Genomic DNA, 25,345 nt, shown 5'->3' on the forward strand with positions numbered 1-25,345 from the left:
AAATCGGGCAAGTTGCATGGTCAATTCTGAAGGAATCCGCCCTTTGCATGCTAGCCAATAGCCTTTCCTGCCTCGTGGCCCTGCCAGGGCAGGCGCTCAGAAAGAAGACAGCGGACTGGCATGGGGGTTGCGACGGTTCTCTCTTTATATGTCACCGATGGAGGAGCTGACATGTCTTTTTCCCTGAGAATCCTGGTGCTGACGACGTGCATGCTGACCGCCGTGCCGCCGGTTTTCGCCGATCCCGTCCAGGACGCGCGCCTGCAAGGCGCCCTGCAGACAGCTCTGTCGCTGAACCGGGTGCTCAACCCCTTTCGCATCGAAGTGACAGTCAATGGCGCGAACGCCAGGTTGACCGGCGAGGTGGAAAACGATGTCGAGCGTCAGCTGGCCGAGCATGTCGCGCTTGCCACCCACGGCATCGAGCAAGTCGACAACCAACTGCAGATAAACCCGGCGCTGGTCGAGCGGCCGCTTGAACTGCGTGCCTATGCCCAGCGTCTGGAGGACGCCACCTTGGCAGCGGTGATCCGAGCCCGGCTGCTCTGGAGCCGTATTACCGAAAAGGCAGCTATCGAAGTGGAAAGCCGCGAGGGCGTGGTCACCCTGCGTGGCAAGGTCGACAGCGCCGAGGCCAAGGAGCTGGCAGGCGTGTTGGCGCGGACCACCGATGGGGTGCACTTGGTCAACAACCTGGTCAGCCTGGACAGCGCCGCCATGGCCAAGGCGCGGGAGAAGCCCGTGGATGCACCGGTCGGCCCGCAGCCCAGCGACAACTGGATCGTCGACAAGATCCAGAGCAGTTACCGCTACAGCCGCAATCTCGACGGCCTGAACCTAAAGGTGGCGAGCGAACAAGGCATGGTCCGGCTTTCCGGTGAGGTCGTCAGCAGCGAGCAGAAGACCATTGCCGTGGAGGTGGCACGGCAGATCATCGGCGTGCGAGGCGTGGATGCCGACCTGTTGAAAGTCGCGAGCAAGGTTGAGGGTTGATCGTGCAAAACGCACGACCCCAGATAGGCCATCGTGCAGGATACGTGCTTGATGGTCTTTGGTGAGTTATATAAGCGATTGATTTAAAAGGATTTTAAGAGAAGGCGAAGACTGGCATGCAGGCTGCAACTTCCTGTCTAGGTTCGAATAAAAACACAGCAGGAGGAGCCGGCATGAATCGCCCATTCGTCAACCGCCCGCAGATCGCCGATTCGCCCTGGCGTCAGTGCCTGTTTCTGGGCCTTGCGCTACTGCTGACATTGGCCGCTGGCCAGTTTTACTACAGCTGGCAGACGGCGCGGTTGGCCGAGCAGGTGGCGGCGCAAACCGCGCTGTTGACGCAGATCCAGGCGAGCCGTCCCAACACCTTGGTCAAAGCCACCGCGCCGTTGCCGGCTGCCAAGGCTTCGCCAGCCCATCTGGACACTGTCGTCCATGAAGAACGCTGGGTGTTCTGAATGCCGTACCGGATCGATTTCAAAAAGAAAGGAGAACCATCATGCTGAGTTGGGCTATCACTTTCCTGATCATCGCCATCGTTGCTGCCGTGCTGGGCTTCGGTGGTATCGCCGGCGCCGCCACGGGTATTGCGAAGATTCTGTTCATCGTCTTCCTGGTGCTGTTCGTGGCTTCTTTCTTCTTCGGACGCGGCAGAGGTTGAGCATGAGCCGGATGCTATGCAAAGCCCTGGCTACTGCCCTGTTACTGGGCGGTAGCGCAGCGGCGATGGCGGCCAATGACGGCCAGGTTCGGGTCGATCAGCTGCTCGGTTCGGACCCCGATTACCGCGAAACGTGGCAGGACACGATCAAGGGCGAGGAGCGCCTGCCCGATTGGGTCATCAATTTATCCGGCAGCTCGCAACACCAGATGTCGGCGGTTACCGAGGATGGTGACCGGTACTTGGTGGGCCCTTTATGCGAATCCCCGTCCAACTGCACGTACAAGCGCCTCGTGGTGGCGTTCAGTTGGGACAAGGATCATGCCTACGGGATGCTCGTCGAAGTCCCCGAAGGCCTGCCCGCGGACAAGTCACCCACCCGACATGCGCAGTATCGCTGGCTGGGTGATCCGGACGATGGGATGAAAGCCATGCTGCAGGAGCAGCTCAAGCGGGATCCGAAGTGGTACTGACCAAGGGTCACGCATGTGTAACGTCCTAGAAGCTGAACCTTTTTATCTTTCAGGCTTCTATGGTGCGCCACTCCGAGGAGGGGTGACGCATGACCAAGGGGCTGGGCTGTTCTGATTGTTGCAGGATCGGAGTGGCCTAGGGGTACAGGGAGTACCTCCGCAATGGGCCGGGTCAGGTAGGGCGGTATCGGAAGTTTTGACCGGCGGTGTCAGATTAGGCGCAAAGCCAGGTCAGACTTCCGAGACGCCTATATAAGAAAGACGTCAGGTTGCTTTCAGTATTTTTCCCTCAAGACACATTTTGTCTCGACCGTATATCGAAATTTTTTCGATGGGCGCATCGCGTACCTTTAGTACCTTTGACACCATTCGGATTGTCGAACAAAGGTAGAAAACCCTCGTATGGATGCCGATAAATCGGCCGAAAAATGGCGCTTTGGTCTTGTTCGGGAATCCGAACACCGGAAAACCAACCCCTTCTGATGCGCGAAATTCCTCTCAAGCCTCATGCCGATTCGGCATAGGGTAGTCATTTACGGCATTAGACTGACCCCCGTCCCGTCGCAATAGTTGCCGCCTTTTTTCGCAGGCCGGAGCGTCCGACGCTCGCTTGCGGTGACCTTCGATGGCGTCGCCGCACGGAAGTCCAACGCTACCCAATACGCTGGCAAAGGCTCTGGGATGCGTTTTTCCGCCTGGCACCCATGACCACTAGAAGAAAGGGTAAAGACATGAAGAAGGCAAAACTGAGCCTCGCCTGGCAGATCCTCATCGGACTTGTCCTGGGCGTTGCGATCGGCGCGCTGCTGAACCATTTCAGTGCAGAAAAGGCATGGTGGATCAGTAATGTCCTGCAGCCTGCCGGTGACATCTTCATTCGCCTGATCAAGATGATCGTCGTCCCGATCGTGATTTCGTCGCTGATCGTGGGCATCGCCGGAGTTGGCGACGCGAAGAAACTGGGCAGCATTGGCCTGAAGACCATCATCTACTTCGAGGTAGTGACCACCATCGCCATCGTCGTGGGCCTGGTGCTGGCCAACCTGTTCCACCCAGGTGCCGGTATCGACATGAGCACCCTGGGCACCGTCGACATCTCCAAGTACCAGGCCACTGCGGCCGAGGTGCAGCATGAGCATGCCTTCATCGAAACCCTGCTCAACCTGATCCCGTCGAACATCTTCGCGGCTGTCGCCCGCGGCGAGATGCTGCCGATCATCTTCTTCTCGGTGATGTTCGGCCTGGGCCTGTCGAGCCTGCCGGGCGATCTGCGCGACCCGCTGGTGCGCACTTTCCAGGCTGTGTCGGAGACCATGTTCAAGGTCACTCACATGATCATGAACTACGCGCCGATCGGTGTGTTCGCGCTGATCGCGGTCACTGTCGCCAACTTTGGCTTCGCCTCGTTGCTGCCTTTGGCAAAGCTGGTCCTGCTGGTGTACTTCGCCATCGCCTTCTTCGCCTTCATGGTGCTGGGCCTGGTTGCCCGCCTGTTCGGCTTCTCGGTCATCAAGATCATGCGCATCATGAAAGACGAGCTGATCCTGGCTTACTCCACTTCCAGCTCCGAGACCGTCCTGCCGCGCGTGATCGAGAAGATGGAAGCCTATGGCGCGCCGAAATCGATCTGCAGTTTCGTGGTGCCGACCGGTTACTCCTTCAACCTCGACGGCTCGACCCTGTACCAGAGCATTGCGGCGATCTTCATTGCCCAGCTGTACGGCATCGACCTGTCCTGGAGTCAGCAACTGCTGCTGGTGCTGACCCTGATGGTCACCTCCAAGGGCATCGCAGGTGTGCCGGGTGTTTCCTTCGTGGTCTTGCTGGCGACCTTGGGCAGTGTGGGCATTCCGCTGGAAGGTCTGGCATTCATCGCCGGTGTCGACCGCATCATGGACATGGCCCGCACCGCCCTGAACGTGATCGGCAATGCCTTGGCCGCCTTGGTCATCGCCCGTTGGGAAGGCATGTACGACGCCGCCAAGGGCGAGCGCTACTACAGCTCGCTGCTGGCCGGCCACAAGCATGACGCCGTGGTTGCGACTGCAAGCGAGCCTGCCAAGGCCGTGCAGCAGAACCACTAAGCACACATGCTGAAAAAAAGCCCCGACTCGATCGGGGCTTTTTGTTGCCTGGCAATCTGTCAGGGCTTTGCCGGAGCGGATTGACCCGTGGACCAGGGCAAAGCCCTGGCCCTGGCTCCAGCCCACTGGCGCGATACGCTATCATTCGGGCATTTTTCAGGGGGAACACACGGATGCTCAACGGCCTTTGGCTCGGCTTTTTCCTGGTGGCGGCGGTCAGCGCCCTGGCCCAATGGCTGGTGGGCGGCAATGCCGGCATCTTCGCGGCGATGGTCGAGAGCATCTTCGCCATGGCCAAGCTGTCGGTGGAGGTCATGGTCCTGCTGTTCGGTACCCTCACTCTCTGGCTGGGCTTCCTGAAAATCGCCGAACAGGCCGGTATCGTAGAGTGGCTGGCCAAGGTCCTGGGGCCCTTGTTCGCTCGCCTGATGCCGGAAGTGCCGCCTGGGCACCCTGCCCTAGGCCTGATCACCATGAACTTCGCCGCCAACGGCCTGGGCCTGGACAACGCGGCAACACCCATCGGCCTGAAGGCCATGCGCGCCCTGCAGGAGCTCAACCCCAGCAGCACCACCGCGAGCAATGCGCAGATCCTGTTCCTGGTGCTCAATGCCTCGTCCCTGACCTTGTTGCCGGTGACGATCTTCATGTACCGCGCCCAGCAAGGGGCCATGGACCCGACCTTGGTGTTCCTGCCGATCTTGCTGGCCACCAGTGCTTCGACCCTGGTCGGCCTGCTCTCGGTGGCAGTCATGCAGCGCCTGCGCCTGTGGGACCCGGTGGTGCTCGCCTACCTGGTGCCCGGCGCCTTGTTGCTGGGGGCGTTCATGGCTTTTCTCGGCACCCTCTCGGCAACGGCGCTGGCCAGTCTGTCGTCGATCCTGGGCAACCTGACATTGTTCGGCGTGATCATTCTGTTCCTGGTCATTGGTGCGCTGAGGCGGGTCAAGGTCTACGAGGCCTTCGTCGAGGGCGCCAAGGAAGGTTTCGATGTGGCCAAGGGCTTGCTGCCCTACTTGGTCGCCATGCTGTGCGCGGTCGGTGTGCTGCGTGCGTCCGGCGCCCTCGAGTTGGCGCTGGATGGCATTCGCCACACAGTAGAGTGGATCGGCCTGGACACCCGTTTCGTCGAGGGTCTGCCCACGGCGCTGGTCAAGCCGTTCTCTGGCAGCGCGGCACGCGCCATGCTGATCGAGACCATGCAGACCCACGGCGTCGACAGCTTCCCTGCCCTAGTGGCGGCGACGGTGCAGGGCAGCACCGAGACGACCTTCTATGTGCTGGCGGTGTACTTCGGCGCGGTGGGCATCCAGCGGGTGCGGCACGCCGTGGGGTGCGCCCTGCTCGCCGAGCTGTCCGGGGTGATCGCGGCGATTTTGGTCTGCTACTGGTTCTTCGCCTGAGCCTGGCCGGCCTGGGTGACGGTCCAGTTCACCACTTGCCCTACCAGCTGGTCGCTGGCATTGCCGAACCCCGCCACTACCGCTGACACCTGTTTGTCGGCCAGCGGCTGGCGCACTTCGAAGCGATGGCTGGCAAGGATGCGCTGGCTGCGTCCGTCCACCAGGCGCGCGTCATAGCGCACCACCACCTCCACCGTGTCCTGTGCACGGTACTCGCTCTGGAATGCCTGCAACTCGCCGGCCAGCTCGTAATCGGCCTGCAGGTTGCTGTCATCGGCGCTCAGGCGCTGCACCCGTCCGTCGCGCTGGAAACCGTCGAGCAAGCGGTTGCGTATCAGCAAGGGCGCTGGATCGCTCCAGCGTGCGCCCTTGTAGCTGCTGATCACATCGCCCTGGGGGATCACTGCGATACGGGGTGTGGCCAAGACCTCACTGGCCAGGGGCTTGTTCAGACGCAACGACCAGTCCAGCGCGCTGGCGGTTCGGCTGGGTTGGTTCACGGGCAGGCGATAGGTGTCCACTGGCTCGGTCTTGGGCAGGATCGAACAGGCGGTGGCCAGGCTCAAGGTGGCGGCCCAAGCCAGAAGGCGCAGCGTCGGTCTCATGGCTGGAACTCCTTGTTGTTGTCTCGGCCCAGCAGATAGCCGCTCGGGTCGGCCTCCAGACGCCGGGATATGCCCTTGAGCGCGTTGAGGGTTTCGCGCAGTTCTCGGATGGCCGGCGCCAGTTGATTCAGGCCCTGGGCGCCACCGTCGATGGCCTCGCGGTTGTCATTGAGCATCTGGTTGATGGTCTGGGTACTCTCGGCCAGCGACTGCATGGCCTGTTCAGCGCTGTCGATGGCCTGCTTGCCTTCGCTGCCGACCAGGCTGTTGGCGTTGCGCATCAAGGCCTGGGTCTCGGCCAAGGTGGCATTGGCCTGTTTGCCGAGCTGGGCCAATTGATCGATGGCTTGGCTGATACCGCCCTTGTGGCTGGCGAAGGTGCCGGTGGTCTGCTCCAGGTTCGCCAGGGTGTTGCTCAGGCGCTCGATATTGTCATCGGAGAACATCTGGTTGGCGTTGTGCAGCAGCAGGTTGATGTTGGTCACAAGGTCACTGCTGTCGTTGAGCAGGCGCGAGATGGGCGATGGTGAGGCGACGATCACCGGCAGTTTGCCGTCCTTGCCCTTGAGCTCAGGGCTTTTCGGCGTACCACCGCTGAGCTGGATGAACGAGTTGCCGGTGACGCCAGCCAGCGTCAGCTTGGCCTGGGTGTCTTCCTTGACCGGCGTGTCGGCGCTCAGGCGGATGCGGGCCAGAACCCGGCGCGGGTCTTTGGGGTCCAGGCGCAGGGTGCTGACGTCGCCGACCTTGATGCCGTTGTACTGCACCGGGCTGCCCCGGGACAGGCCGGACACCGCTTCGTTGAACACCACTTCGTAGTCTTTGAAGGTGTCATCGACGCTCGACTTGGTCAGCCATAGGCCGAACAGCATGGCGCCGGCCACCACCAGGACGGTGACTAGGCCGATCAAAACATGATGAGCTCGGGTTTCCATTGTTCAGCGCTCCTGCCCGGCGCCAGCGGCGGCCTGTTCCGCCGCCCGCCCGCGCGGGCCGTGAAAGTACTCGTGGATCCAGGGATCGTCGGTCTGCTCGACCTGGGCCAGGGGGCCGGCCACCAGGACCTTTTTCTGTGACAGCACCGCGACCCGGTCGGTGATGGTATAGAGCGTGTCCAGATCGTGAGTGATCAGGAACACCGAAAGGCCCAGGGCATCGCGCAGGGTCAGGATCAATTGATCGAATGCGGCGGCACCGATCGGGTCGAGGCCGGCGGTGGGCTCGTCGAGGAACAGGATGTCCGGATCGAGCGCCAGGGCGCGGGCCAGGGCGGCGCGCTTGATCATGCCGCCGGACAGCGAGGACGGATACTTGTCGGCGGCGGAGATCGGCAGGCCGGCCAGGGCCAGCTTGACCCCCGCCAGGTGCTCTGCGTCGGCGCGCGAGAGGCCGGCGTGCTCGATCAAGGGCAAGGCCACGTTCTCGGTGACCGTGAGCGAGGAAAACAGCGCGCCCTTCTGGAACAGCACGCCGAAGCGTCGTTCCACCAGGGAGCGCTGCTCGCTGTTCAGGGTGGCCAGGTCCTGGCCGAATACGTTGACCTGCCCTTCGTTGGGCCGGCGCAGCCCGATGATGCTGCGCAGCAACACCGACTTGCCGCTGCCCGAGCCACCGACCACGGCGAGGATTTCGCCGCGGTACAGGTCCAGGTCGAGATTCTCGTGCACGCTCTGGGTGCCGAATCGGTTGCATAGCCCCCGGGCTTCGATCACTGCGTCTGGTACGCCACTCACCAGCCCATCTCCATGAAGAACAGTGCGGCCACCGCATCGAGCACGATCACCACGAAAATCGACTGGACCACGCTGGAGGTGGTGTGCGCCCCCACCGATTCGGCGCTGCCGCTGACCTTGAAGCCTTCCAGGCAGCCAATGGCGGCGATCAGGAAGGCGAAGAACGGTGCTTTGACCAGGCCGACGATGAAATGCTGCACGCCGATGTCGCTCTGCAGCAGCGAAAGGAACATCGCTGGCGAGATATCCAAGGACAGGGCACAGACCACGGCGCCGCCGACGATGCCGCAGATCATCGCGACGAAGGTCAACAGCGGCAGGGAGATCAGCAAGGCGAGCACCCGCGGCACCACCAGCAGTTCGATGGGATTGAGCCCCAGGGTGCGGATGGCATCGATTTCTTCATTGGCTTTCATCGAGCCGATCTGTGCGGTAAAGGCGCTGGCGGTGCGTCCGGCCATGAGAATGGCGGTCAGCAGCACGGCGAACTCCCGCAGGAAGGAAAACGCTACCAGGTCCACGGTGAACACCGTAGCGCCGAAATCCGCCAGTACCGTGGCGCCGAGAAACGCCACCACCGCGCCCACCAGGAAGGTCAGCAGTGCCACGATCGGTGCGGCGTCCAGGCCGGTCTGCTCGATGTGCGCGACCACCGGCGTAACCCGCCAGCGGTGAGGCTGCCAGGCCCTGCGAGCGAGCGTCTCGAGGATCAGGCCGATAAAGCCGAGCAATTGCCGGGTGTCCTCCCAGAGGGTGGCGACGGCGCAGCCGATGCGCTCGAGCAACAGCAGCAAGACGGGGCGCTCGGCTTCCTTGACCGGGATGCAGTAGTCCTGCACCGAGCAGTAGACGTTCTTTAGCAAGGCGCGGCTGGCTTCGGGGAGGTCATGGGTGCAATGCGACAGGCGCTCTGAGCCGAGCAACTCGGCCAGCAGCGAGGCGCCAGCGGTGTCGAGTCGACCCAGCTGGCTCAGGTCGGCGATCGTGTCGTCGCCATACTGTGAGCGCAACCGTTCGCTCTCGCGCTTGAGGCTGGCGTAGTGGGCCAAGGTCCAATCACCGGCGATGCGCAGGCAGGCCGGTTGGCTGCTGGTGTCCAGGGTAGCGCTGGGGGTGGTCATAGGCTCCATGCATCTGACAGGGCGCGAGGCGTCGACTCAGATCATAGCGCACCAGAGCGGCTGGGGCTGCTGGGCTGTCGCTTGCCACCGGCACTGGGGGCGCGGGTTCACCCGCGAACATATCGGTGAAAGCAACACGAGACAGTCGCGCCCAAGCATCACTGGGCTGGTGCGTCGTCGAGCACCTTGAAGCGCAGCACGCCAATCACCTGGCCATCCTCGGTCAGTACCCTCACCTGCCACTTGCCCACCGGGTTGGGTGGGAAGTTCTGCTTGTGGGTCCAGGCTCGATAGCCTTCCTTACGCCCGCCGTGGATGTCCAGGGCGATGCGGTCGACTTCTTTGCCGTTCAACTGCCACACATGATAGATGCGCTCGTTCAGGCCGCGCGGGGCGTTGATGGCGGTGTAGGCGTACAGGCCACCGCTACGGATGCGACTGACGGGGACTTCTTCGAGAGAGTCGCCGGGCTGGCGGTTCTGCACTTCAGTACTGACGGCCACTTCAGTCATCCACAGGGTCGCCGGAGGTACCCAGGAGCGCAACAGCCAACCGCCGCCGCCGACCGTCAGCGTCACCAGCACCAACGCCACCGCGCGGCGCCAGTTGTTGATCGGGAAACTGCTGGCCAGGCTCGGGAACGACAGCGCCATTGCGGCAATCAATGCCAGCTTGAAGCTTTGCGCGGTCGTCAGGTGCAGGATGATCGGCAACGCGGTCAGCAAGGCGGCGAACAGCGTCAGGGTGTGCAACGCCAGGAACAGCCAGCGTCGGGGCGCCAGCCACTTGTAGTACAGCGGGTCGATGATCGAGATGAGGCCGGCCGCGCCGAGCAAGCCCGTGAACACCAGCTGGCCGCTGTTCCAGGTGGTGGTGATGAAGAAGAACGGTAGGACGAAGAACAGGCTCTCCTGGTGGATCATCTGTGTCGCGTAACGCAGCAATGGCTGTGGGATCTCGCGCTTGAACACCTTAGCGAACAAGCCCGTCAGGGTATTCTCCAGCATCAGCCAGACCCAGCTGACCAGCATGAGCACGGCAACCCAGCTGGCCAGGCTGGCCTGGCGATCGACAAGGATGAAACTGCCGATGCCGGACAAGAAACCGCCCAGCGCGATGACGCCGGGGTAGCGCTTGAGCAGCTCGATCACGCGGATGACGAAATGGGGTATCGGGGGCATGGACGCAACAGACAAGAACGTGAGTGAGGCCAGGCAGGCCCTATCGCGGTAAAAGCTCGCGACAGGATGGAACTGGCAAGATGATGCCGCAGGATACTGCCAAATCAGGGCTTGCGTGTAGCGTCGTCGGGCTCAGCTGCCCGATGGCGTCGCAGACGCAGCAGACCAACGGCCAGGATTACTCCCAGCAGCAAAGCGAGTAGCCCATAGAGTTCGTCGAAGCCCAGCAGCGGCTTTTCGATGCGCAAGTAGCCGGGCTCCTTGAGTAAGGCGCGCAAGGCGGCATCGGCCTGCTTGAGGCTCACCTGGCGCAGCTTGCGCGCCGGGTCACGGAAGCGCCCGTCGTTGTAGTCGTTGAGCGCACCCCAGTAATAGTCCGCCAAAGCGCTGTTGCCCTGGGTGCTCCAGTTTTCCCGGGCGATGGCTGCGTCCTTGATGCGAGCGAAGGTGTCCGGGTCCAGGCCGTTCTTGCGCAGATGATCGAACAACTGCTCCATTACCTTGATCGCCTGGTCGACATCCTGTCGCTCGAGGTCTGCGTTTAAGGCCAGCATGCCGGTATCGCCGAAGCTTTCGCGCCGCACCGATGGTCCGTAGGACAAGCCATGGCGCAGGCGCAACTGGTCGTACAGGGCCCAGTCCAGATAGCGCGAGAGCAGATCGAGGGTGGCGTTCTGGTCGTTGTCGGCCGCAGGTTCGATGAACAGCCAGTGCAGTTTGACGCTGTCCCCCAGCCAGCCGCGGGTCAGGTCGCGGCGTTGTTCGGCCTGTTGAGTGATGGTGTCGAGGTTTCGACGTTCGCCCGGCTCGGTGGCCGGCAGTTCGCCGTAGGTGCGTTCCAGGTAGGCCGGCAGCAGGCGGTCCAGGCCGCCAACCACGATCAGGGTCATGTTGTTGGCGGCATACCAGCGTTCGCGCAAGGTTTTCACCTGCTCGAGGGTCATGTCCTCGAGGTTGGAGCGCTCGGCGCACTTCAGGCCCAGCTCCACGGCCAATTGGTCGCTGCCTGGGTGGCCGATGTCCTGGCGGTCGAGCCAGCGTTGCAGGTGGCCGTAATGGCCGCCGTCCTCGCGTTCGATGATCTTTTTCGCTGTCTCCAAGGACGTGGCGTCGATGCGGGTATCGCGGATCACTGACAGCAGCAGGTCGAGGACCTTGCGTTGGTTGCGCGCGGGCGCTTCGATCACGAAGGTGGTGTCGGCACTGCTGGTGTAGGCATTCCACTCGCCGCCCAGCGATTGCAGGCGCTCTTCCAGGCCCCCTTCGCCGGTGTCGTCGATGCCGCTGAACAGCAGGTGTTCAAGCAGGTGCGGCAGTTCCTTCTGGTCGCAGTCGAAGTCATCCAGGCCGACGCCGACCACCAGGCGAATGGCCACGTGATCGCGCTCATAGCCGGACTTGAGGATCACCTGCAGGCCATTGGGCAACAGATAACCCTCTACCCGCGAACGATCGAGGGCAAACGAGGGCAGGCTGCAGATCAGCAGGCAAACGAACATCAGGCAACGCATCGGCGAGCTCGGGTCTCCAGGTGTGTGCGAATTTCAGGACAGGCGGGCCTCGTCCGGCACGCTGTCGAGCAGAAGTCCGCCCGTATCCGCGCCGCCCAGTACGACATAGGCACTGCTGCAGAACAAAGAGTTCAATCGCTTCATGTCGGCGATCAGCTCCAAGTGTAGCGAACTGGTCTCGATACTTTGCACCACTTTACGTTGCAGACGACTGACATGGGCGTGGGCCAGGCGCCGCTCTTGTGCGCGGAAACGGCGCTTCTCGCGCAGCAGCAAACGCGCACTCTCGGGGTCTGCGCTGAGAAACACCGACAAGCCCAGGCGCAGGTTGGCCAACAATTGCTCCTGAAGGCCAGTGAGTTCTTCCAGCCCGACTTGGGAAAACTCTCGGCGCTGCGAGGTCTTTTGCTGTTGGACCTTGCGCAACATGCGCTCGATCAGGTCGCTGGCGAGCTTTAGGTTGATGGCCAGTTCGATGATCTCTGCCCAGCGGCGGTTGTCTTGTTCGCTCAGGTCTTCCCGGGACATTTGTGCCAAGTACAGCTTGATGGCGCTGTACAAGGCTTCGGCATCCTCGCCCAGGGCACGCACTTGCTGAGGCAGTGCGGTCTGGGTGCCGCGCAGCGCGCCGAGCATGGCTTCGAGCAGGTTATCGACGATATCTCCCAGGCGCAGCGTCTCGCGAGCAGCGTTGGCCAGGGCCAGGCTCGGTGTGCCCAAGGCGGTGGCGTCCAGGTGGCGTGCCTTGATCGGTCCATTGCCGTTCTCGCGTTCTGGCAGCAGCCAACTGCATAACCGGCCCATGGGTTTGACTGTGGGCAGCATGACCAGGCAGCGCAACGTGTTGTAGAGCAGGTGGAAGCCGATCACCAGTTCCTGGGGGCTGAAGCTCAGCGAGTCCATCCAGTCCACCAGCGGATGCAGCACGGGAATGATCAACACCAGGCCGATCAGCTTGTACAGCAGGCTGCCCAGGGCGACCCGGCGGCCGGCGGAGTTCTGCATGCTGGTGGTCAAGAAGGCCAGCAGGCCGCTGCCGATGTTGGCGCCCACCACCAGGCCGATCGCCACCGGCAGGCTGATGACTTCGGCGCCCGCGAGGGTGGCGGTGAGCAGTACGGCGGCCAGGCTGGAATAGGACACCAGGGCGAACAGCGCGCCCACCAGGGCATCGAGCATGATGTCGCCGGTCAGCGAGGCGAACAGCACTCGCACACCCTGGGCATGGGTGATTGGCGCGGCGGCCTGCACGATCAATTGCAGGGCCAGGATGATCAGTCCCAGGCCGATACCCACGCGCCCGAGCTGGCCGGCGCGGGTCTGTTTGCGCGAGAGGAAGAAGATCACCCCGAGGAAGATCAGCAGCGGCGACAGCCACGACAGGTCGAAGGTCAGCACCCGCGCCATCAGCGCGGTGCCCACGTCGGCGCCCAGCATGATCGCCAGTGCCGGCGTCATGGCCATCAAGCCCTGCCCCACGAACGAGGTCACCAGCATCGCGGTGGCATTGCTGCTCTGCACCATGGCGGTGACCACGATGCCGGCGATGAAGGCCAGTGGGCGCTTGCTCATGTTCTGGCTGAGCACACGACGCAGGTTTGAGCCGTACACGCGCAGGATGCCGGTACGTACGATATGCGTGCCCCACACCAGCAAGGCCACGGCGGACAGCAGGTTGAGCAGGGTCAGCATGTTCTGGGCCCCCTTGTTGCCTTGTGCCCCAGGCTGGGGCCAATAGGTGAAGCTGTGAGCCGGGCCCGGGGGTGGGCTGTTTTTGGGGCTCACTGAAGCTTTAGTTGTTTTGCGGACCTGCCGCCAGCTTCGCATGCTCGCCAGGCATTTGAAACATTTGAGTCATGAAAGGGCTGTCATCAACCCAAGGAAACTTCGCGCCAGAAACGAGAAAGGACCCCGAAGGGCCCTTTCTTTCTTGCGCTTCCTGATCTTATTGACCCGGAATGTCCTTGCGCAGTTTCACCGGCTCATGCTCCTTGCCCTGCTTTCGTGCCAAGGCGGTGCGCATGCGGATGTTGATCGCCTCGACCGCCAGGGAGAACGCCATGGCGAAGTAGACGTAGCCCTTTGGCACATGCACGTCGAAGGATTCGGCAATCAGCACGGTACCGACCACGATCAGGAACGACAGGGCCAGCATCTTCAGCGACGGGTGTTTGTCGATGAACTCGCTGATGGTGCCTGCACAGAGCATCATCACCAGCACGGCAACGATGATCGCGGCGATCATCACCGGTACGTGGGAGACCATGCCCACGGCAGTGATCACCGAGTCCAGCGAGAACACGATATCGATGATGGCGATCTGGATAATGGTGTAGAAGAACTTGCCGCCTGCGCCCTTGGGCTCTTCTGCGTTTTCGTCCTCGCCTTCGAGGCCGTGGTAGATCTCCTGGGAGCTCTTCCAGAGCAGGAACAGGCCACCGAAGAACAGGATCAGGTCACGCCCCGAGATGCCCTGCTCGAAGATGACGAACAGGTCGTCGGTCAGGCGCATCACCCAGGTGATCGACAGCAGCAGCATGATGCGGGTGACCATGGCCAGGGCCAGGCCGAAGATCCGCGTGCGCGGCTGCATGTGCTTGGGCATGCGGCTGACCAGGATCGAGATCATGATGATGTTGTCGATACCGAGAACGATCTCAAGCGCCGTAAGAGTAAAAAAGGCAACCCAGATTTCCGGGCTGGTCAGCCATTCCATGTGTTTTCCTTTGAACGATAAGGGCGACGCACCCAAGCGGGTGCGTCGCGGTTGAATAGTGCGCGTTTCTTACAGACTGCTGAACAGCGGGAAAATCCCCATGAGCAGCGCGGCGAGCATTATGCACAGGCACACGAGCACTGCCCACTTGAGCGTGAAGCGCTGATGATCGCCGAATTCGATACCCGCCAGGGCCACCAGCAGGTAGGTAGAGGGTACCAAGGGGCTCAGCAGGTGTACCGGCTGTCCGACGATCGACGCGCGGGCCATTTCCACCGGAGTGATGCCATAGTGGCTGGCCGCTTCGGAGAGTACCGGGAGAACCCCGTAATAGAAGGCGTCGTTGGACATGAAGAAGGTGAACGGCATGCTGACGATCGCCGTGATCACCGCCAGGTACGGCCCGAGTGCATCGGGAATCACCGCCAGCAGACTCTTGGACATGGCCTCGACCATGCCGGTGCCGGAGAGGATGCCGGTGAAGATACCGGCGGCGAAAATCAGCCCGGTCACGGCCAGCACGCTGCCGGCGTGGGCAGCGATGCGGTCTTTTTGCTGTTGCAGGCATGGGTAGTTGACGATCATCGCGATGCTGAAGGCGATCATGAACAGCACCGGAAGCGGCAAGGCGCCGGCGATCAGGGCGACCATCAGCGCAGCGGTCAGGGCGCCGTTGAACCAGATCAGCTTCGGTCGACGGGCTTCCGGAAACTGCGAAACGGTGATTTCGCTGTGGTCGATGTCGTCGGTGGGCAGGTGCAGTTCGCCCAGGCGAGCCCGTTCGCGCTTGCCGTAGAGGTAAGCGATGGCCAGGATCGCCACCACGCCGAACGCCATGGCCGGGATCATCGGCACGAAGATGTCGGACGGGTCGACATGCAGGGCGCTGGCGGCACGCGCGGTGGGGCCGCCCCACGGGGTCATGTTCATCACGCCGCCAGCGAGGATGATCAGGCCGGCCATGATCCGCGGGCTCATCCCCAGGCGGCTGTAGAGCGGCAGCATGGCGGCGCAGCAGATCATGTAGGTGGTGGCGCCGTCGCCGTCGAGCGAGACCACTAGAGCCAGCGCCGCGGTGCCGACCGACACTTTGAGCGGGTCACCTTTGACCAGTTTGAGGATCTTGCGCACGGCCGGGTCGAACAGGCCGGAGTCGATCATCAGGGCGAAGTAGAGAATGGCGAACATCAGCATGACGCCGGTGGGCGCGAGCTTGCTGATGCCTTCGAGCATCATGGGGCCGATGTGGCTGTAGAAGCCGCCGAACAGGGCGAACAGGATCGGTACCAGGATCAGGGCGATCAAGGCCGACAGGCGCTTGGTCATGATCAGGTACATGAACGAAATGACCATGGCGAAGCCGAGGAAGGTCAGCATGGCGGTACTCCAGGCGGTGCGCTGCGAAAGGAAAGTCGATTCGGGCGGGTCAGCGCGTCAGGCGCTGCGCGGGGAGTAGCCGGAGAGGTATAGCGAACAGGCGGGCACAGGAAAACATCGGGTATCACCATTGTTGTTGTTGATTGGGCCGGGCGCGGAAACTTCCGGGTGCCCTGGCTGACCGGTCTGCTGCCGGTGGTGGGGCTATCCTATTGGCGGAAGCTTTCAGCCAGCTTTCGGCTGAAACCAGGCGACAGGAGGTAGTGCCGATGACCGATGTAATGGAAGGTGGCTGCCATTGCGGCGCCCTGCGCTATCGGTTGCAAGGCGATCTTACAGATGTCGCCCATTGCCACTGCTCGATCTGCCGGCGGGTCAGCGGAGGTCTGGTGGTGACCTGGCTGACCTTGCCTCGTGACGATTTCAGATGGTTGACGGGCACGCCGGGCTGTTATGTCGCTCCGGCCAGTTGCAGCCGTTACTTTTGCACCAACTGCGGGGCTCATGTGGCGTTGCTGACGCTACACAGCCCCGCAAGCATCGACGTGACGGTGGCGACCCTGGACCACCCGGAGCGCGTACGTGCCAATCGGCACATCTGGACCAGCAGCCGGTTGCCTTGGTTGCATCTGGATGAGGATTTGCCTGGAAAGGCGCAGGAGAGCCTTTGAAGGCCGGAAACAGCCCCACCAACCTGAGCGGTATCAGGGAAGCTGCAAACCGCCGGCGGCTTTGTGCAATTCCCGCAGATGCACGCCGATCTGCTTCACATTGGCCTCTACCGCCGCGATCTCCTGGGCCCGCGAAGGCTCGAGCAATGCCCTAACTTCTTTGTCCAGGTCGGTGCTCAGGCGCAGCAATTGGGCCTGGCGCTCGCTGCTGATCTTCTCGAGCTGCTTGCGTTCTTCTGGCTGGGGCAAGCCGTAGCCCTTGTTTTCCAGCAACTCCGCCGGGCGGCTGAGGAAGCCGCTGTTGGCGAGCATTTTCTGCAAGGTGTCGTTGGCCTTGGAGATACTGCCGTCCTTGAGGGCGGTGGCGTTCAGGTAGCGCTGTTTGACCTCGTCCTGGGCCAGCAGCAGCTGGCGGCGAAGGCTGGCCTGTTCGAGCAGCAGCAACGCGGCGCTGGTGCGCAGGTCTGCCTGCTGGAACCAGGTACTGCGGTCCTTGGCATCCAGGGCCAGCCAGTCTTCGACTTTGTTCTGCTTGATCGGCAGCTGCTTCTTCAGCACATCGAACATGGCCTGGTAGCGCTCGCGGTAGGAATCGAAGCGATAGCCCAGGCGCAGGGCCTCACGTGGGTCATCCAGGACACTGGTATCGGCCAGCCCTCGCCCTTTGAGTACTTCCAGAAGGCCGTTGGGCATGATGCTGTCCAGATCGTTCAGCCGTGGATTGCCAGTGCCACTGCGCAGCAGTTTCAGGGACTCGACCGCACAATTGTTGGACAGGAAGTAATAGTTGCCGTCATAGCTCCAGTGAATCTCCGCAGCCTGGCGCACCAGGCTTTCAACCTCTTGACGGCTGAGCTTGAGCGGGATCGACGCCAGGCTGCGCAGTTCGGTCTTGGTGTACTCGTCGATCACCTGGCTCAGTGGCAGCACGAACAATCGCGAAGGGTAGGCACCGGTCAGGCCGTCCCAGCTGGACAACTGCACGTCATTGACGAATGCCCGGTACGACAGCACCAAGTGTTGGTCCAGATCCAGCCGGCAGTCTGGGCCACGAGGCCTGCCTGGGGCGCAGATCACCAGGCGCAACATGCTGTGGCCCCAACGGCTCACCCAGTTCTGGTTGGCTTCGGCCAGTAGGTAATCGACTTCATAGACCCGCTGCGGGTCGATTTCGCCCAGAGGCTGGCGGGCGAAATCGGTCCCGGCATTGAGAAATGGCAGACCGCTGACGCAAGTGTTCTGCTGTGGGGCCCAGCCGAAGTGGTCGCGCAGGTACTGATTCAGGGCGGGGCGGCGGCAGGCGTAGCTCGGGTCAAGGAGGAAGTACTCCATGTTGACCGCAACGAACTCCTTGGGGCTGCTCAATTCATAGCTGTCAGGGCTGCGGGCCAGCTGGCCATTGTGTTGCTCGCGATCGCCGCGACGGCCGACATATTGCTGCCATCCGGCCAAATCGAGCAGGCGCGGGTCGTCGCTCAGGGTAAAGCGCCTTTCAGCCTGGCCTCGGCACTGCTCAGGCAGGCCGATCTTGCCCAAGGTGTCCTGCTGGCGCTTGCAGCGGGTGATCAGCTGGCGTTCGGCTTCAGGCCACAGGCGGGCGCGGTCGTAAATGTGTGTCAGCTCGTGAAGCACGGTCGCCAGCAGCTCCTGCCGGACCGTGCCGTGAGGACGGTCGGTCTTCTTTTTGGCCGCGCTGCCATCGGTGAGGCTGGGCAGCAGGCGACGGTTGAGCTCAAGCGTCGCGACCGGCGAGGCCTGTCCATAGGCGTCGGTAGGCATACGCTCGCTCCAGCTGACCTGGATGCGTCGATCCAGCTGTTGCTTGAAGCGGGGGGGAAGCTTGCCCATGGCCTCGTCGAGCAGGGCTTGGGAGGCCTGCTGCTGCTGTGGGTCGAGGCCACTGACCTGCAGCTCGAGCTGCAGGCCAGCCAGGGCGGGCGTGCCGAGCAGCGTCAGGACGCAGCCCAGCAGCCAGGCACGCACGTGGTTCACAGAGCGAGGATGGCTTCGGCCAGAACCTGGTCGCTGGCATCGCGTGCTTCTGGGACGCGCTGGCGAAGGGTGTCGAAGGCGGCCTCCAGTTGAGCGCCGCGGATCTCGCCATTGCTGGCGACGAAACTGGCGGCGTCATCGTGGGCTTGTTGCACCACTTTGGAGTCGCGGATGGACGTCGTGGTGTCAGAGGTGAAATCGATCGAACGGCCAAAGGCACGGACGATGATATTGCTGGTGGCCACCAGGGTTTGTGCCTGGGCCAGGTCGGCCAGCAGCAGCATGCCGAGGGCAGCGGCGATCAGCGGTTTACGCATGGAGCATCTCCGGAAGATACAAGGAGTCAGACATGTTTATTGGACGAGAATTGCCTCGGCCAGTTCACGGTCACCGACACAATGGTACGCATGGGCATGACGCAGCGAATCGAGTGCCGCCTGCAGGCGTGCTCCGCGGATCTGGCCGTCGGTGGCCACGAAGGCTGCGGCGTCGTCGCGGGCCTGGATGACCAGCTTGCGGTCGAACGGCGCGGAGGTCACCTTGCTGGTGACGTAACTGCTGGCGACCAGGCTCTGGGTGGTGACATCCATGGCATGGGCGCTTCCCACGCCGATAAGGGCGAACAGTAACGGCAACGAATAACGCATGGAGTTCTGAAGGCGACGGAGGTGAACGGCGAAGGCTACCCCGGATACGTCGGCCAAGGCCAGTGTGTCCGGTTTGAATGGGGCCGATGTGCAGCCCTCTCGCGGGTAAAGCCCCTTCCACTGGCACTTGGCAGCTTCTTGGGGCTTACCCGCGCTCGGTAAGCAGTGTCAGAGCGCGAGGATGGCCTGGGCCAGTTGCGCGTCGCTTGCCTGCAGGCTTGGCAGCTGCTGGCGGATATGGATGAACGCGCTTTCAAGCTTGGCGCCGCGGATTGCGCCTTCGCTGCCGACGAAGGTCGCGGCATCGTCGCGGGCAGCCTGGACGATCTTGCTGTCACGGAACGACGAAGAGAGATCGGAGGTAGCGTCGGTGGAGGCGGCTACGCCGCGCACGACCGTGTCGGTGGTGACGACGAAGCTGGTGGCGTTGGCGGTGCCGGCCAGGGCCAGCAACAGGGCGGCGCCGATGAGGTGTTTACGGGACATGGTCGTGGACTCCTGCGTAAGGGTCTGGGTGATTCTGGTTATCTGCCGCACGTTTGATCGCTCGCGATGCTTTCAACCAAGCGGCTGAACGAAGCGTATCACGCGGCGGCGGTGCAGAGGTTAACTGGACGGGCTTTGTGCGCAGCTGTACTGGTCGATTCTCTGCTATTCAAAACTGTGCTGGTTTGCGCTGTGGTACGCGCACTAGAGCCCTGCAAACAAAAAGCCCGTCGCGGTTTCCCACGACGGGCTTTTGAAATTCTAGGGCGCCGGCCGAGGCCAGCGAGCCCGGGCTTAGCGCCAGAACGGCTTGCTCAGCTCTTCGTAACGCTGGGACTCGGTGATACCGGCGTCAGCCAGCAGACGACCGTCCAGGCGAGCCAGCTGACGACGGCTGCTGATACGACGCTGCCACAGCAGCAAGGTCGACAGGGCGCGCAGAGGCAGCGAAGCGTTGGAGGCTTGAGCGTTGTTTTCGAAAACCAGATCGGAACTGAGGGTACGTTCCATGATGTGTCATCCTTCCGCTTATGGCGGCATTAGGTAGTGATTTAACTGATGCCAATGATCCTCCTCCGTCGTCCAGAACAGTAGATACAGTTCACCAGTATTGCGATCACTCAGTTAACTGTCTAAGCCGACTGTTGCACCTGAAATTGGCGAAACTGTACCGGTGCGCACTTGTTTGGTGCAAAAACAGCGCGCTCCGATTTCGTGTCAACACAAAATCGACGTTTTTACCAGTACAGTAGTACAGTTTTTGTGAGTTAAAGGCGGGCAAGCCAACAGACTGTGTAGGTCCGAATGCAATCGCGGGAGCAGCCCACCCCCACAGAGGTGAGGATGGGGCTGCTCCCGCGACAGGTCCAGGCAGGCTGTGCTGGATCAGCTGGCGAGCATGCGACCGCTTTCTTCTAGGTTTTCGTGCCAGCTCAACGCCTCGCGCAGAATGTGCGGGGTGTGGCCGCCACGCTGGCAGGCGCGGTCGAAGTAGTCGTTCAGCGCGGCGCGGTAGTCCGGGTGCACGCAGTTATCGATGATCGCTCGTGCGCGCTCGCGCGGGGCCAGGCCGCGCAGGTCAGCCAGGCCTTGCTCGGTGACGAGAATGTCCACGTCATGCTCGGTGTGGTCCACATGGCTGACCATCGGCACTACGCTGGAGATCGCGCCGCCTTTGGCGATCGACTTGGTGACGAATACGGCCAGATGGGCGTTGCGGGCGAAATCGCCGGAGCCGCCAATGCCATTCATCATCTTGGTGCCGCAGACGTGGGTGGAGTTTACGTTGCCATAGATGTCGAATTCCAACGCGGTGTTGATACCGATGATGCCCAGGCGACGCACCACTTCGGGGTGGTTGGAAATTTCCTGTGGACGCAGGACGAGCTTGTCCTTGTAGCGCTCCAGGTTGCCGAACACATCGGCGTTGCGGCGGGTCGACAGGGTGATCGAGCTGCCCGAGGCAAAGCGCAGCTTGCCGGCGTCGATCAGATCGAAGGTCGAGTCCTGCAGCACTTCGGAGTACATGGTCAGGTCTTCGAACGGCGACTCGATCAGACCGCACATGACCGCGTTGGCGATGCTGCCGATGCCGGCCTGCAGTGGGCCGAGCTTGTTGGTCATGCGGCCGGCATCCACTTCACGCTTGAAGAAGTCGATCAGGTGGTCGGCGATGGCCTGGGTTTCGTCGTCCGGCGGCAGCACGGTGGACGGCGAGTCGGGTTGGTCGCTGATCACGATGCCAACGATTTTGGCCGGGTCGATCGGGATTGCGGTGCTGCCGATGCGGTCATCGACTTTAACCAGCGGAATAGGGGTGCGAGTCGGGCGGTAGGTCGGGATATAGATGTCGTGCAAGCCTTCGAGGTTGGCGTTGTGCGACAGGTTGATCTCGACGATCACCTGCTTGGCGAAGATCGCGAAGCTGGCCGAGTTACCTACGGACGTGGTTGGAACGATGTGGCCTTGCTCGGTGATCGCCACGGCCTCGATGACCGCGATGTCCGGCAGCTTGAGCTGCTGGTTGCGCAGCTGCTCAACGGTTTCCGACAGGTGCTGGTCGATGAACATCACTTGGCCGTCGTTGATGGCCTTGCGCAGGGTGCTGTCCACTTGGAACGGCATGCGGCGGGCGAGCACGCCGGCCTCGGTCAGCTGCTTGTCCAGGTCGTTGCCCAGGCTGGCGCCAGTCATCAGGCTGATCTTCAGGGGCGACTGCTTGGCACGTTCGGCCAGGGCATGCGGCACGGCCTTGGCTTCGCCGGCGCGGGTGAAGCCGCTCATGCCGACGGTCATGCCGTCCTGGATCAGGCCAGCGGCATCAGCCGCACTCATTACCTTGCTATGCAGGGAGGACAAGCGGATACGATCACGGTACATGGATTGTTATCTCGGGCTACTGAAGCTACTGGAGCGCAGTCTAGAGATTTCGCCCGTTGCCGTCCCGCGACCATGGTCGTAGGCGAAGACTGGATTTAGAGCCGTTGATCTGGATCATGCAAACGAAAAACCCCCGGGCATGACACCCAGGGGTTTTAGGGGATTGCCTGCGCTTCTATATATAAGTGCAGGTGAGTCTGGTGATCATTCCACGGCCTTGACCATGTCCTCGATCACCTTCTTGGCATCCCCGAACACCATCATGGTCTTGTCCAGGTAGAACAGCTCGTTGTCCAGGCCTGCGTAGCCGCTGGCCATGGAGCGCTTGTTGACGATGATGGTCTTGGCCTTGAACGCCTCGAGGATCGGCATGCCGGCGATCGGCGACTTGGGGTCGTTCTTCGCTGCCGGGTTGACCACGTCGTTGGCGCCCAGCACCAGCACCACATCGGCCTGGCCGAACTCGGCGTTGATGTCTTCCATCTCGAAGACCTGGTCGTACGGCACCTCGGCTTCGGCCAACAGCACGTTCATGTGCCCAGGCATGCGCCCCGCCACTGGGTGGATCGCGTACTTAACGGTCACGCCGTTATGGGTCAGCTTCTCGGTCAGTTCCTTGAGCGCGTGCTGGGCGCGGGCCACTGCCAGGCCGTAGCCAGGCACGATGATCACGCTGTCGGCGTTGCTCAGCAGGAAGGTCGCGTCGTCGGCCGATCCGGACTTCACCGGACGCTGCTCCTGGGAGCCTGCGCTGGCGCCGGCATCGGCATCGGCGCCGAAGCCGCCGAGGATGACGTTGAAGAACGAACGGTTCATCGCCTTGCACATGATGTACGAGAGGATCGCACCGCTGGAGCCGACCAGGGAGCCGGCAATGATCAGCATCGAGTTGTTCAACGAGAAGCCGATACCGGCCGCTGCCCAGCCCGAATAGCTGTTGAGCATGGACACCACCACCGGCATGTCGGCACCACCGATCGGAATAATGATCAGCACGCCCATGATGAACGCCAAGGCGAGCATCAGGGTGAAGGCACTGTAATGGCCAGTGAAGGTGAACAGCAGGCCCAAGGCAATGGTGGCCAGGCCCAGGATCAAGTTCAGCTTGTGCTGCCCGGTGAACTGTACCGGTGCGCCTTGGAACAGGCGGAATTTGTACTTGCCTGACAGCTTGCCGAAGGCGATGACTGAGCCGGAGAAGGTGATCGCACCGATGGCCGCACCGAGGAACAGCTCCAGGCGGTTACCGGTGGGGATCGGGTCGCTGATGCTGGCGACGATGCCCAGCGACTGCGGCTCGAGCACCGCGGCTATGGCGATGAACACCGCTGCCAGACCGATCATGCTGTGCATGAAGGCCACCAGCTCCGGCATCTTGGTCATCTCGACGCGCTTGGCCATGATCGAACCGGCGCTGCCGCCGATCAACAAGCCGACGATCACGTAGCCGATGCCGGCAGTCGCCAGCTCTGCACCCAGCTTGTAGATAAGGCCGACCGTGGTGAGGATCGCGATCCCCATGCCGATCATGCCGAACAGGTTACCCCGGCGCGAAGTGGTCGGGTGCGACAGGCCCTTGAGCGCCTGGATGAAGCAGACGGAGGCGACCAGGTAGAGAAGCGTTACCAGATTCATGCTCATGCTTACTTCTGCCCCTCGTTCTTGGTTTTCTTCTTGAACATCTCCAGCATGCGACGGGTGACCAGGAAGCCACCGAACACATTGACCGCCGCCAGGGCCACGGCCAGGGTACCCATGACCTTGCCTGCCGGGGTCACAGTCAGCGCGGCGGCCAGCATGGCGCCCACGATGACGATCGCGGAGATGGCGTTGGTGACGGCCATCAGCGGGGTATGCAGCGCTGGGGTGACGTTCCAGACCACGTGGTATCCCACATAGATGGCCAGCACGAAGATGATCAGGTTGTAGATGCCATGGGAAATCAGCATGTCTTCCATTGTCGTGCTCCTTAACCGTTCTTGCGCACGACCTGGCCGTCGCGGCACATCAGGCACGCGGCGACGATGTCGTCTTGGAGGTTGATCACCAGCGCGCCGTCCTTGTCGAACAGCAGCTTCATGAAGTCCAGCAGATTGCGTGCGTACAGCGCCGAGGCATCGGCAGCGACCTGGGCTGGCAGGTTGGTCGGGCCGACGATGGTAACGCCCTCTGCCATTACCACCTGATCCGCTACGGTCAGCGGGCAATTACCGCCTTGGGCGGCGGCCAGGTCGATGACCACGGCACCGGGCTTCATCTGCGCGACGGTTTCGGCGCTGAGCAGTGTCGGTGCCTTGCGCCCGGGAATCAGCGCGGTGGTGATGACGATATCGGCCTGCTTGGCGCGTTCGTGCACGGCCTGGGCCTGGCGTTGCATCCAGCTGGCTGGCATGGGACGGGCGTAGCCACCGACACCTTCGGCGCATTCGCGCTCCTCATCGGTCTCGTAGGGCACATCGATGAACTTGGCGCCCAAGGACTCAATCTGCTCCTTCACGGCCGGGCGTACGTCCGACGCCTCGATCACCGCACCGAGACGCTTGGCTGTGGCAATGGCCTGAAGGCCCGCGACGCCGGCGCCAAGAATCAGCACTCGAGCCGCCTTTACCGTACCGGCAGCAGTCATCAGCATCGGCATGAAGCGCGGATAGTAATGGGCCGCCAGCAACACGGCTTTGTACCCGGCAATGTTGGCCTGGGATGACAACACGTCGAGGCTCTGGGCACGGGAAGTGCGTGGCGCAGCCTCGAGGGCGAAGGCGGTGATACCGCGTTCGGCCATCTTGGCGATCATGTCGTTGTTGAACGGGTTGAGCATGCCCACCAGCAGCGTGCCGCTGTTGATCTGCGCAAGCTCCTGATCACTGGGTGCGACGACCTTGAGCACCAATTGCGCGCCGAAGGCATCGGCGGCATTGCCCAGGGAAGCGCCTGCGGCCTCATAGGCACTGTCCGGAATGCTGGCATTGAGCCCTGCCCCCCGTTGGACGGTGACCTGATGACCCTGGCCAACCAGCTTCTTGATGGTTTCCGGGGTGGCGGCGACCCGCGTTTCGCCCGTCTGCGTCTCGAGAGGAACACCAATGTGCACGACTTATTCTCCTGCGGTGACCTTTTGTCTTTGTTGAAGCCAGCGCACTTCGGGTGGTGCGTCTGGTGCGGCCGTTCAGCATGAACCCGCCGGTTCCGGGGCGGGTCGAGCATTTTGCAGACGAACCGAAGGGGCTTCAACCGGTTCTGAAGCGATACGAAGCCAAAACTACAAGTCACCCTGTGACCGTATGTCGCAACAAGCCGAAAGCGGCCCGTCAA

Annotated in this window: 25 protein-coding genes; 7 read left to right on the forward strand and 18 right to left on the reverse strand. The window is 62.2% G+C overall.

Features of this window, described 5'->3' with window-relative positions; translation table 11 throughout:
* Positions 1-171 precede the first annotated feature (171 nt).
* From R6G97_RS02605 to R6G97_RS02630, 6 genes are all read left to right on the forward strand, one after another.
* A complete protein-coding gene (locus tag R6G97_RS02605; protein ID WP_043207740.1) occupies positions 172-993 on the forward strand; it encodes a BON domain-containing protein in 822 nt (273 codons plus the stop codon).
* A 173-nt stretch (positions 994-1,166) separates the two neighbouring features.
* Complete coding sequence (locus tag R6G97_RS02610; protein WP_317847757.1) at positions 1,167-1,451, forward strand: hypothetical protein; 285 nt, start codon at positions 1,167-1,169, stop codon at positions 1,449-1,451.
* A 41-nt stretch (positions 1,452-1,492) separates the two neighbouring features.
* Entirely contained in the window at positions 1,493-1,654 is a 162-nt protein-coding gene (locus tag R6G97_RS02615) for a DUF1328 domain-containing protein (protein ID WP_003252966.1), read from the forward strand.
* Positions 1,655-1,656: 2 nt separating this feature from the next.
* Positions 1,657-2,127: an inhibitor of vertebrate lysozyme family protein gene (locus R6G97_RS02620; protein WP_043207743.1), complete on the forward strand. Its 471-nt coding sequence runs from the start codon at positions 1,657-1,659 to the stop codon at positions 2,125-2,127.
* Positions 2,128-2,858: 731 nt separating this feature from the next.
* Positions 2,859-4,211 (forward strand): glutamate/aspartate:proton symporter GltP, encoded by a 1,353-nt coding sequence (gene gltP, locus R6G97_RS02625; protein WP_043207745.1) that lies wholly within the window; start codon positions 2,859-2,861, stop codon positions 4,209-4,211.
* 173 nt (positions 4,212-4,384) lie between these two features.
* Positions 4,385-5,614: a nucleoside recognition domain-containing protein gene (locus R6G97_RS02630; protein WP_043207747.1), complete on the forward strand. Its 1,230-nt coding sequence runs from the start codon at positions 4,385-4,387 to the stop codon at positions 5,612-5,614.
* Here the strand turns inward: R6G97_RS02630 and R6G97_RS02635 are convergent.
* The 9 genes from R6G97_RS02635 to R6G97_RS02675 form a co-directional block, all read right to left on the reverse strand.
* Positions 5,596-6,219, reverse strand: coding sequence for an ABC-type transport auxiliary lipoprotein family protein (locus R6G97_RS02635; protein ID WP_043207750.1), 624 nt, complete (start codon positions 6,217-6,219; stop codon positions 5,596-5,598). The two genes, R6G97_RS02630 and R6G97_RS02635, sit on opposite strands and share 19 nt — an antisense overlap.
* Positions 6,216-7,154, reverse strand: coding sequence for an MlaD family protein (locus tag R6G97_RS02640; protein ID WP_182942110.1), 939 nt, complete (start codon positions 7,152-7,154; stop codon positions 6,216-6,218). The genes R6G97_RS02635 and R6G97_RS02640 overlap by 4 nt, the downstream gene beginning before the upstream one ends.
* 3 nt (positions 7,155-7,157) lie before the next feature.
* Complete coding sequence (locus tag R6G97_RS02645) at positions 7,158-7,952, reverse strand: ABC transporter ATP-binding protein (RefSeq protein WP_043207753.1); 795 nt, start codon at positions 7,950-7,952, stop codon at positions 7,158-7,160.
* Positions 7,949-9,082 (reverse strand): ABC transporter permease, encoded by a 1,134-nt coding sequence (locus tag R6G97_RS02650; RefSeq protein WP_043207755.1) that lies wholly within the window; start codon positions 9,080-9,082, stop codon positions 7,949-7,951. Before R6G97_RS02650 ends, R6G97_RS02645 begins: the two co-directional genes overlap by 4 nt.
* Positions 9,083-9,231: 149 nt before the next feature.
* Positions 9,232-10,254 (reverse strand): DUF5924 family protein, encoded by a 1,023-nt coding sequence (locus tag R6G97_RS02655; RefSeq protein WP_043207757.1) that lies wholly within the window; start codon positions 10,252-10,254, stop codon positions 9,232-9,234.
* Positions 10,255-10,358: 104 nt separating this feature from the next.
* Complete coding sequence (locus R6G97_RS02660; RefSeq protein ID WP_102082116.1) at positions 10,359-11,765, reverse strand: M16 family metallopeptidase; 1,407 nt, start codon at positions 11,763-11,765, stop codon at positions 10,359-10,361.
* A gap of 33 nt (positions 11,766-11,798) precedes the next feature.
* A complete protein-coding gene (locus R6G97_RS02665; RefSeq protein ID WP_043207760.1) occupies positions 11,799-13,457 on the reverse strand; it encodes a Na/Pi cotransporter family protein in 1,659 nt (552 codons plus the stop codon).
* Positions 13,458-13,710: 253 nt separating this feature from the next.
* A complete protein-coding gene (locus R6G97_RS02670; RefSeq protein WP_043207762.1) occupies positions 13,711-14,481 on the reverse strand; it encodes a TerC family protein in 771 nt (256 codons plus the stop codon).
* Between the two features lie 69 nt (positions 14,482-14,550).
* Positions 14,551-15,858 (reverse strand): CitMHS family transporter, encoded by a 1,308-nt coding sequence (locus R6G97_RS02675; RefSeq protein ID WP_043207764.1) that lies wholly within the window; start codon positions 15,856-15,858, stop codon positions 14,551-14,553.
* Positions 15,859-16,127: 269 nt separating this feature from the next.
* Here R6G97_RS02675 and R6G97_RS02680 point away from each other — a divergent pair, with 269 nt between their 5' ends.
* Positions 16,128-16,529, forward strand: a complete 402-nt coding sequence (locus tag R6G97_RS02680) for a GFA family protein (RefSeq protein ID WP_317847758.1) — start codon at positions 16,128-16,130, stop codon at positions 16,527-16,529.
* Positions 16,530-16,562: 33 nt separating this feature from the next.
* Here R6G97_RS02680 and R6G97_RS02685 read toward each other — a convergent pair whose 3' ends face one another.
* The 9 genes from R6G97_RS02685 to R6G97_RS02725 all read right to left on the reverse strand — a co-directional run bounded on the left by R6G97_RS02685 (position 16,563) and on the right by R6G97_RS02725 (position 25,124).
* Entirely contained in the window at positions 16,563-18,521 is a 1,959-nt protein-coding gene (locus R6G97_RS02685) for a DUF7844 domain-containing protein (protein ID WP_317847759.1), read from the reverse strand.
* Positions 18,518-18,838, reverse strand: a complete 321-nt coding sequence (locus tag R6G97_RS02690) for a DUF2388 domain-containing protein (RefSeq protein ID WP_043207767.1) — start codon at positions 18,836-18,838, stop codon at positions 18,518-18,520. The genes R6G97_RS02685 and R6G97_RS02690 overlap by 4 nt, the downstream gene beginning before the upstream one ends.
* 36 nt (positions 18,839-18,874) lie before the next feature.
* Complete coding sequence (locus tag R6G97_RS02695) at positions 18,875-19,168, reverse strand: DUF2388 domain-containing protein (protein ID WP_043207769.1); 294 nt, start codon at positions 19,166-19,168, stop codon at positions 18,875-18,877.
* A 168-nt stretch (positions 19,169-19,336) separates the two neighbouring features.
* A complete protein-coding gene (locus R6G97_RS02700; protein WP_043207771.1) occupies positions 19,337-19,654 on the reverse strand; it encodes a DUF2388 domain-containing protein in 318 nt (105 codons plus the stop codon).
* 294 nt (positions 19,655-19,948) lie between these two features.
* The gene (locus R6G97_RS02705; RefSeq protein ID WP_043207772.1) at positions 19,949-20,164 is read right to left on the reverse strand and encodes a DUF1127 domain-containing protein; all 216 of its coding nucleotides are present in this window, start codon (positions 20,162-20,164) and stop codon (positions 19,949-19,951) included.
* 375 nt (positions 20,165-20,539) lie between these two features.
* Complete coding sequence (locus R6G97_RS02710) at positions 20,540-22,033, reverse strand: acetyl-CoA hydrolase/transferase family protein (RefSeq protein ID WP_043207773.1); 1,494 nt, start codon at positions 22,031-22,033, stop codon at positions 20,540-20,542.
* A 204-nt stretch (positions 22,034-22,237) separates the two neighbouring features.
* Complete coding sequence (locus tag R6G97_RS02715; protein ID WP_043207776.1) at positions 22,238-23,674, reverse strand: NAD(P)(+) transhydrogenase (Re/Si-specific) subunit beta; 1,437 nt, start codon at positions 23,672-23,674, stop codon at positions 22,238-22,240.
* Positions 23,675-23,676: 2 nt separating this feature from the next.
* A complete protein-coding gene (locus tag R6G97_RS02720; protein ID WP_023631272.1) occupies positions 23,677-23,991 on the reverse strand; it encodes an NAD(P) transhydrogenase subunit alpha in 315 nt (104 codons plus the stop codon).
* Positions 23,992-24,002: 11 nt separating this feature from the next.
* A complete protein-coding gene (locus R6G97_RS02725; protein ID WP_317847760.1) occupies positions 24,003-25,124 on the reverse strand; it encodes a Re/Si-specific NAD(P)(+) transhydrogenase subunit alpha in 1,122 nt (373 codons plus the stop codon).
* Between the last annotated feature and the right edge of the window lie 221 nt (positions 25,125-25,345).

It is taken from the genome of Pseudomonas sp. HTZ2, from assembly GCF_033173945.1.
In the GTDB taxonomy this organism is placed as follows: Bacteria; Pseudomonadota; Gammaproteobacteria; order Pseudomonadales; family Pseudomonadaceae; genus Aquipseudomonas; species Aquipseudomonas guariconensis.

Excerpts from the sequence above, each read along its gene's own strand:
- R6G97_RS02640 (WP_182942110.1), bottom strand. The coding sequence starts at position 7,154 with ATGGAAACCCGAGCTCATCATGTTTTGATCGGCCTAGTCACCGTCCTG.
- R6G97_RS02605 (WP_043207740.1), top strand. The coding sequence starts at position 172 with ATGTCTTTTTCCCTGAGAATCCTGGTGCTGACGACGTGCATGCTGACC.
- R6G97_RS02630 (WP_043207747.1), top strand. The coding sequence starts at position 4,385 with ATGCTCAACGGCCTTTGGCTCGGCTTTTTCCTGGTGGCGGCGGTCAGC.
- R6G97_RS02700 (WP_043207771.1), bottom strand. The coding sequence starts at position 19,654 with ATGTCCCGTAAACACCTCATCGGCGCCGCCCTGTTGCTGGCCCTGGCC.
- R6G97_RS02690 (WP_043207767.1), bottom strand. The coding sequence starts at position 18,838 with ATGCGTAAACCGCTGATCGCCGCTGCCCTCGGCATGCTGCTGCTGGCC.
- R6G97_RS02635 (WP_043207750.1), bottom strand. The coding sequence starts at position 6,219 with ATGAGACCGACGCTGCGCCTTCTGGCTTGGGCCGCCACCTTGAGCCTG.
- R6G97_RS02620 (WP_043207743.1), top strand. The coding sequence starts at position 1,657 with ATGAGCCGGATGCTATGCAAAGCCCTGGCTACTGCCCTGTTACTGGGC.
- R6G97_RS02665 (WP_043207760.1), bottom strand. The coding sequence starts at position 13,457 with ATGCTGACCCTGCTCAACCTGCTGTCCGCCGTGGCCTTGCTGGTGTGG.
- gltP (WP_043207745.1), top strand. The coding sequence starts at position 2,859 with ATGAAGAAGGCAAAACTGAGCCTCGCCTGGCAGATCCTCATCGGACTT.
- R6G97_RS02705 (WP_043207772.1), bottom strand. The coding sequence starts at position 20,164 with ATGGAACGTACCCTCAGTTCCGATCTGGTTTTCGAAAACAACGCTCAA.
- R6G97_RS02680 (WP_317847758.1), top strand. The coding sequence starts at position 16,128 with ATGACCGATGTAATGGAAGGTGGCTGCCATTGCGGCGCCCTGCGCTAT.
- R6G97_RS02670 (WP_043207762.1), bottom strand. The coding sequence starts at position 14,481 with ATGGAATGGCTGACCAGCCCGGAAATCTGGGTTGCCTTTTTTACTCTT.
- R6G97_RS02695 (WP_043207769.1), bottom strand. The coding sequence starts at position 19,168 with ATGCGTTATTCGTTGCCGTTACTGTTCGCCCTTATCGGCGTGGGAAGC.
- R6G97_RS02675 (WP_043207764.1), bottom strand. The coding sequence starts at position 15,858 with ATGCTGACCTTCCTCGGCTTCGCCATGGTCATTTCGTTCATGTACCTG.
- R6G97_RS02615 (WP_003252966.1), top strand. The coding sequence starts at position 1,493 with ATGCTGAGTTGGGCTATCACTTTCCTGATCATCGCCATCGTTGCTGCC.
- R6G97_RS02610 (WP_317847757.1), top strand. The coding sequence starts at position 1,167 with ATGAATCGCCCATTCGTCAACCGCCCGCAGATCGCCGATTCGCCCTGG.
- R6G97_RS02710 (WP_043207773.1), bottom strand. The coding sequence starts at position 22,033 with ATGTACCGTGATCGTATCCGCTTGTCCTCCCTGCATAGCAAGGTAATG.
- R6G97_RS02715 (WP_043207776.1), bottom strand. The coding sequence starts at position 23,674 with ATGAGCATGAATCTGGTAACGCTTCTCTACCTGGTCGCCTCCGTCTGC.
- R6G97_RS02655 (WP_043207757.1), bottom strand. The coding sequence starts at position 10,254 with ATGCCCCCGATACCCCATTTCGTCATCCGCGTGATCGAGCTGCTCAAG.
- R6G97_RS02720 (WP_023631272.1), bottom strand. The coding sequence starts at position 23,991 with ATGGAAGACATGCTGATTTCCCATGGCATCTACAACCTGATCATCTTC.
- R6G97_RS02660 (WP_102082116.1), bottom strand. The coding sequence starts at position 11,765 with ATGCGTTGCCTGATGTTCGTTTGCCTGCTGATCTGCAGCCTGCCCTCG.
- R6G97_RS02650 (WP_043207755.1), bottom strand. The coding sequence starts at position 9,082 with ATGGAGCCTATGACCACCCCCAGCGCTACCCTGGACACCAGCAGCCAA.